The sequence below is a fragment of the Sandaracinobacteroides sayramensis genome (genome assembly GCF_022014495.1).
GTDB lineage: Bacteria > Pseudomonadota > Alphaproteobacteria > Sphingomonadales > Sphingomonadaceae > Sandaracinobacteroides > Sandaracinobacteroides sayramense.
Genome location: NZ_JAKLSQ010000015.1, coordinates 63,885 through 70,083, shown reverse-complemented (window position 1 = coordinate 70,083; position 6,199 = coordinate 63,885). Strand labels below are relative to the sequence as shown.

The following is a 6,199-nucleotide window of genomic DNA, read 5'->3' as shown; positions in this document are numbered from 1 at the left end:
GCCGGCTGCGGCGCGGCCGCCACGGCCGGCTTCGCCTCCGCGGGGGCAGCGGCCGGCTGCGGCGCGGCGGCCTTGGGCGCGGGCGCCGAACGCGGTTCCGCCTTCGCCCTCGCCGCCTTCGGCTCGGCCGACTTGCCCTCGCCGGTCTTCAGCGGCGACGGGCGCGAGGCGAGGCCCAGGCGGTGCGCCTTGCCGATCACCGCGTTGCGGGAAAGCCCTTCCCCCAGAATCTCGGCGATCTGGCTCGCCGAACGCCCTTCTTCCCAATATTGCTTGAGCGCGGCGATGCGCTCGTCGGTCCAGGCCATGTTCGTCCCGCTCTCGTTTCCGTTGTTCCGGTCCGTTATTCCGGCGCTTGCAGGGGCGGGTGCGGCCGGATAGGAACGGCGCACCCATGCAAGAACCGCTTCCCCGCCAGACTGTGCCGCTGCCGCTACCGGAACCCGGGGTTCCGGTGATCCATGGCATCAACTGGCTGGGAATACGCACCCTCTATGTGAAGGAAGTGCGGCGTTTCTTCAAGGTGCAGTTGCAGACCGTCTGGGCGCCGGCCGCCACCACGCTGATGTTCCTCGCCATCTTCAGCCTGGCGCTCGGCCGCGCCAAGGGCGAGGTGCTGGGCTTGCCCTATTCCACCTTCCTCGCGCCCGGCCTCATCATCATGGGCATGGTGCAGAACAGTTTCCAGAACAGCCTCTCCTCCATCCTCATCGCCAAGGTGCAGGGCACCATCATAGACGTGCTGATGCCGCCGCTCTCGCATCAGGAGCTGCTCTTCTCCTATGTGGCGGGCGCCGTCACCCGCGCCTGGGCGGTGGGCCTGGCCATCTGGCTGGCGATGCTCGTCTGGCCCGGAGTCGACGTCTCCATCGCCAACCCTTTGCAGGTGTTCGTCTTCGGAACGCTCGGCGCGCTGCTGCTCGGCCTGCTGGGCGTGCTGACCGGCATCTGGGCCGACAAGTTCGACCATGGCGCCGCCGTCACCAACTTCCTGGTGCAGCCGCTCACCCTGCTCTCGGGCACCTTCTACGCGATCGAGGCGCTGCCGCCCTCGGTGCAGACGCTCAGCCGCGCCAACCCCTTCTTCTACATGATCGACGGTTTCCGCGCCGGCTTCACCGGAGTCGCCGAGGCGCCCGCCTGGATGGGCACCGGCATCGTCGGCGGCCTCGTCGTCCTGCTCTGGATCGCCGCCCACGCGCTCCTGAAATCGGGGTGGAAATTGCGCGCCTGAAACGGTAGAAGCCGGCGCAACAGGAATCGGCGGCTTTCCCGGCCGCCTTTTTTTGTTTCTGCGGTGTCTCGGTCCTGCGGCGTATCGGCAGCGAGTCGAACTTCTTTCCAAAGGCCCCCTCCAACCAGAATCCCGAACGAGGTTTCCCCATGGCGATTTCCCCCCTGATGCCCGTCTACCCCCGCTGCGAAGTGGCGCCGGTGCGAGGCGAGGGCGCCTACCTCTTCGACGCGGACGGCAAGAAGTGGCTGGATTTCGCCAGCGGCATCGCCGTCAACCTGCTGGGCCACGGCCACCCGCACCTCACCAAGGCGATCCAGCAGCAGGCCGCGACGCTGATGCACACCTCCAACCTCTACGGTTCGCCGCAGCAGCTTTCCGTCGCGGAACGGCTGATCGCGCTGACCTTCGCCGACACGCTGTTCTTCACCAACAGCGGCGCGGAAGCGGTGGAATGCGCCATCAAGACGGCGCGCGCCTATCATTACGCCGGCGGCAATCCGGAGAAATTCCGCCTCATCACCTTCTCCAACGCCTTCCACGGCCGCACGCTCGCGACCATTTCGGCGACCGACCAGGAAAAGCTGCGCAAGGGCTTCGAGCCGCTGCCCGACTGGTTCAAGGTGCTGCCCTACAACGATCTGGAGGCGGTGAAGGCCGCCCTCGACCCGTCGATCGGCGGCTTCCTCCTCGAGCCGGTGCAGGGCGAAGGCGGCATCCGCCCGGCCACGCCGGAATTCCTGAACGGCCTGCGCGCGCTGGCCGACGCGCACGACCTGATGCTGGTGCTGGACGAGGTGCAGACCGGCGTCGGCCGCACCGGCACCCTCTTCGCGCACGAGCAATATGGCGTCACGCCCGACATCATGGCGATCGCCAAGGGCATCGGCGGCGGCTTCCCGGTCGGCGCCTGCCTCGCCACGGAAAAGGCGGCGCGCGGCATGGTGATCGGCACCCATGGCTCCACCTATGGCGGCAACCCGCTCGCCATGGCGGCGATCAACGCCGTGCTCGACATCGTCGCCGAGCCGGAATTCCTCGCCCAGACCCGGCAGACCTCGGAACGGCTGCGCGCCGCGCTGCAGCAGATGATCCCCAACCACGACCTCTTCCAGGAGGTGCGCGGCCTCGGCCTGCTGCTGGGCGTGAAGCTGAACGGAGACAGCCGCGCCTTCGTCGCCCACGCCCGCTCCAGCCATGGCCTGCTGACGGTGGCCGCCGGCGACAATGTCGTGCGCATCCTGCCGCCGCTCAACATCGGCGAGGCGCATATCCGCGAGTGCGTGGACAAGCTGTCGGCCGCCGCCGCCAGCTTCCAGCCGGCGGAGGCCGTCTGATGGGCGCCCGCAACCTCCTCAACCTCTCGGACCTCGGCCCCGGCGGCCTGCGGCGCGTGCTCGACCACGCCCGCGCCCGCAAGCTCGCCCGCAAGGGCCTGCCGCATGGCGCGGCCGACGGCGACGCCCCGCTCGCCGGCCATGTGCTCGCCAGCCTGTTCGAAAAGCCCAGCACCCGCACGCGCCTGTCGTTCGACATCGCCATGCGGCAACTGGGCGGCGAAGCCATCACCGTCGCCGCCGGAGACCTGCAACTCGGCCGGGGCGAAAGCATCGACGACACCGCCCGCGTCTTCTCGGGCTTCGTCGACGCGGTGATGATCCGCGCCAACCGCCACGCCGATGTGGAGGCGTTCGCGCGCGCCGCCAGCGTCCCCGTGCTGAACGGCCTCACCGACCTGTCCCACCCCTGCCAGATCGCCGCCGACCTCTTGACGGTGGAGGAGCGCCTCGGCCGCAACGCCGACGGCACCGTCTGGGCCTGGGTGGGCGACGGCAACAATGTCTGCAACTCCATCGTGGAGGCCGCCGGCCTGCTCGGCTTCCAGCTCCGGATCGCCCACCCGGAAGGCTATGCGCCGGACGCCGGCTTCATCGCCGCCGCCCGCGCCCGTGGCGCGGAAATCCGGATCTCCGCCTCGCCCGAGGAAGCGGGCGCCGGCGCCGATGTCGTCGTCACCGACACCTGGGTGTCGATGGGCGACACCGACGCCGACAGCCGCCTGCGCGACTTCCAGGCCTATCAGGTGACGCCTCTGCTGATGGGCCTCGCCGGCGCCAACGCCATCTTCCTCCATTGCCTCCCGGCCCACCGGGGCGAGGAAGTGGCCGACAGCGTCATAGACGGCCCGCAATCCGCCGTCTGGGACGAGGCCGCGAACCGGGTCCACGCGCAGAAGGCGCTCCTCCTCTGGGCGCTGGGCAAGCTCGGCTGATGGCGGAAGGCGGCGACCGCCTCGTCGGCTTCACCATCCCCGGCCGCAGCGCCCGCGGCCGGCTCGTGCGGCTCGGGCCGGTGCTGGACGAGGTCCTCGGCGCCCACGCCTACCCCGAACCCGTCGCCCGGCTGCTGGCGGAGACGCTGGCGCTGACGGCGCTGCTCGGCGCCCTCTTCCGCCCGGAAGACGGCCAGCTCACCTTGCAGGCCAAGGGGCAGGGCGGCCCGGTGCGGCTGATGGTCGCCGACTTCAAGGACTGGGCCTTGCGCGGCTACGCCGCGCTCGACCTGGACCGCCGCTTCGCCACCGACGCAAGCGCCGGCACGCTGGAGGCGCTGTTCGGCGAAGGGCAGTTGATCCTCACGCTCGACCAGACCTCGTCCGCCGAACGCTACCAGGGCATCGTCGAGCTCGGCGCCTCTTCGCTCGAAGCCGCGGCGCAGAATTATTTCGAGAACAGCGAGCAGCTTCCCACCCTCGTCCGCCTCGCCGCCGACCGGGCGGAAGACGGCCGCTGGACCGCCGGCGGCCTCCTCGTGCAGCAGCTCGCCCGCTCCGAGGAAGGCGGCGCCCGCCTGCATGTGGAAGGCGCCAATCCCGACTGGGCGCATGTCGCCGTGCTGGGCGGCAGCGTCACCGCCGACGAACTGGCCGACCCGGACCTGTCGGAGGAGACGCTGCTCTGGCGCCTCTTCAACGAGGATGAGGTGCGGGTTCTGCCCACCGAAACGCTCACGCGCGGCTGCCGCTGCTCGGTCGAGCATATCCGCAATGTGCTGGAGCAGTTCCCGGAAGCGGAGCGCGCCGAGATGCGCAACGCCGATGGGGTGATCTCCGTCGACTGCGAGTTCTGCTCGAAGCAGTTTCTGCTGGAAATCTGAGTTCGGGGGCGGTTGGGGCCGGCCGGCGGCAAAGCCGCCGAGTCCGGCCGGGGTGCGGAAACAGAGAAAAAGAAGGCGATCGTGCGGTTTTCAAACCAACGGCCATCATGTGGTCGCCGCGCCGACACCAGTCATTCCCAACCTTCGTCACCCCGGGCTTGACCCGGGGTCCAGCTTTTCGGCCAGCGCGGCGCTTCAGGAAGACAGCGGTCCCTCGGGTCAGGCCCGGCAGGATTCAAAACCGCACAACCACCAAAAAGAAGGAAAGAAGAAAAAGCGCGGCGAAGCCGCGTGCCGTCGGACTGGTCGGCNGGCTGCGCCGAAATCGCGCCCGCCTTCGACAAAAAACCCCCCCGGCAGTTACCCGCCGGGGGGAGGTTGGTTCCTTGGGGAGGAAATCGTGCGGGGCCCGGTCCTTTCCGCCGGGCGCCCGGAACTCAGTAATTGTAGGCGCGCTCTCCATGCTCGCCGAGGTCGAGGCCCTCGCGCTCCACGTCCGGCGTCACCCGCCCGCCGGTCACCGCCTTGGCGACCGAGAAGGCGATCGCCGCCCCCACGCCGCACCAGACGATGGCGACCAGCACCGACTTCACCTGGACCCAGAGCTGCGGCCACAGCGCATAATCGTCGCCGGCGGGCCCGCCGAGCACGGCCAGCATGGTGAAGGCGGTGCCCACCGAGCCGACGATCCCGGCAACGCCATGGATCCCGAACACGTCCAGCGAGTCGTCGAAGCCCAGCTTCGGCTTCGCCTTCATCACGAACAGGCAGGCGATGACCGCGCCGACGGCGCCCAGCAGGATCGCCCCGAACGGGCCGGAGTTGCCGGCCGCCGGCGTGATCGCCACCAGCCCGGCAATGGCGCCCGAGCAGGCCCCCAGCAGCGAGCCCGAGTGGCCGAGCGCCCGCTCGGTCAGCATCCAGAACAGCACCCCGGCGGCCGTCGCGGTGAAGGTGTTGATGAGCGCCAGCCCGGCCGAGCCGTTGGCGGCGAGCGCCGAGCCGGCGTTGAAGCCGAACCAGCCCACCCACAGCAGGCCGGTGCCGATCAGCGTCATCGTCAGCGAGTGCGGCGCCATCAGCTCCTTCTGGTAGCCGATGCGCTTGCCGATGAGGATCGCGCCCACCAGCGCCGAGACTCCGGCGTTGATGTGCACCACCGTGCCGCCCGCGAAGTCCAGCGCGTCCCAGCCGAAGATGAGCCCGGTCGCGGCCGGATCGTCGCTGCCGTACCAGACCATATGGGCCATCGGATAATAGACGATGGTCAGCCAGATGATGGCGAACACCATCAGCGCGGAGAATTTCATCCGCTCCACCAGCCCGCCCACGACCAGCGCCACGGTGATGGCGGAGAAGGTCATCTGGAAGGCCACGAACACGAACTCGGGAATGCTGCCCGAAAGCGTGTCGGCGGTGATTCCCGAAAGGAAATATTTGCCGCTGGATATGAAGGCGTTCGAATCGCCGCCGAAGGCCAGCGCATAGCCGAAGGAAACCCACATCAGCATCGCCAGGCTGGCGACCGCCAGGATCTGCGTCAGCACCGACGCCATGTTCTTGGTGCGGACGAGCCCGCCGTAGAACAGCGCCAGGCCCGGCACGATCATCGTCATCACCAGCACGGTGGCGACGATCATCCAGGCGGTGTCGCCCGTGTCCAGCACCGGCGCGTCGGCCGCCTCGGCCGCGGCCGCCGCCACTTCCTGCGCGAATGCCGGCTGCGCGGCGGCAAGGCCGGCAGCGCCTAGTCCCAGGGCCATCTTGCCCCAGGGCAGGTGTCGCAATTCCATCTGAGACCCCTCCTTC

6 protein-coding genes are annotated in these 6,199 nt (G+C 69.1%); 4 read left to right on the top strand and 2 right to left on the bottom strand.

What is annotated here, in order from left to right:
* Positions 1 to 308: GcrA family cell cycle regulator (locus L6Q21_RS12480; RefSeq protein WP_237831098.1), on the bottom strand; the 308-nt coding region annotated here is incomplete at its 3' end.
* Positions 309 to 394: 86 nt separating this feature from the next.
* Between L6Q21_RS12480 and L6Q21_RS12475 the strand changes: the two genes are divergently transcribed.
* The 4 genes from L6Q21_RS12475 (at position 395) to L6Q21_RS12460 (ending at position 4,390) form a co-directional block, all read left to right on the top strand.
* Positions 395 to 1,234, top strand: coding sequence for an ABC transporter permease (locus L6Q21_RS12475; RefSeq protein ID WP_237831097.1), 840 nt, complete (start codon positions 395 to 397; stop codon positions 1,232 to 1,234).
* 149 nt (positions 1,235 to 1,383) lie between these two features.
* Entirely contained in the window at positions 1,384 to 2,571 is a 1,188-nt protein-coding gene (locus tag L6Q21_RS12470) for an aspartate aminotransferase family protein (RefSeq protein WP_237831096.1), read from the top strand.
* Entirely contained in the window at positions 2,571 to 3,506 is a 936-nt protein-coding gene (gene argF, locus L6Q21_RS12465) for an ornithine carbamoyltransferase (RefSeq protein ID WP_237831095.1), read from the top strand. The genes L6Q21_RS12470 and argF overlap by 1 nt, the downstream gene beginning before the upstream one ends.
* Entirely contained in the window at positions 3,506 to 4,390 is an 885-nt protein-coding gene (locus tag L6Q21_RS12460) for an Hsp33 family molecular chaperone HslO (protein ID WP_237831094.1), read from the top strand. Before argF ends, L6Q21_RS12460 begins: the two co-directional genes overlap by 1 nt.
* A 437-nt stretch (positions 4,391 to 4,827) precedes the next feature.
* Here L6Q21_RS12460 and L6Q21_RS12455 read toward each other — a convergent pair whose 3' ends face one another.
* The gene (locus tag L6Q21_RS12455; RefSeq protein WP_237831093.1) at positions 4,828 to 6,183 is read right to left on the bottom strand and encodes an ammonium transporter; all 1,356 of its coding nucleotides are present in this window, start codon (positions 6,181 to 6,183) and stop codon (positions 4,828 to 4,830) included.
* Positions 6,184 to 6,199: the final 16 nt, after the last annotated feature.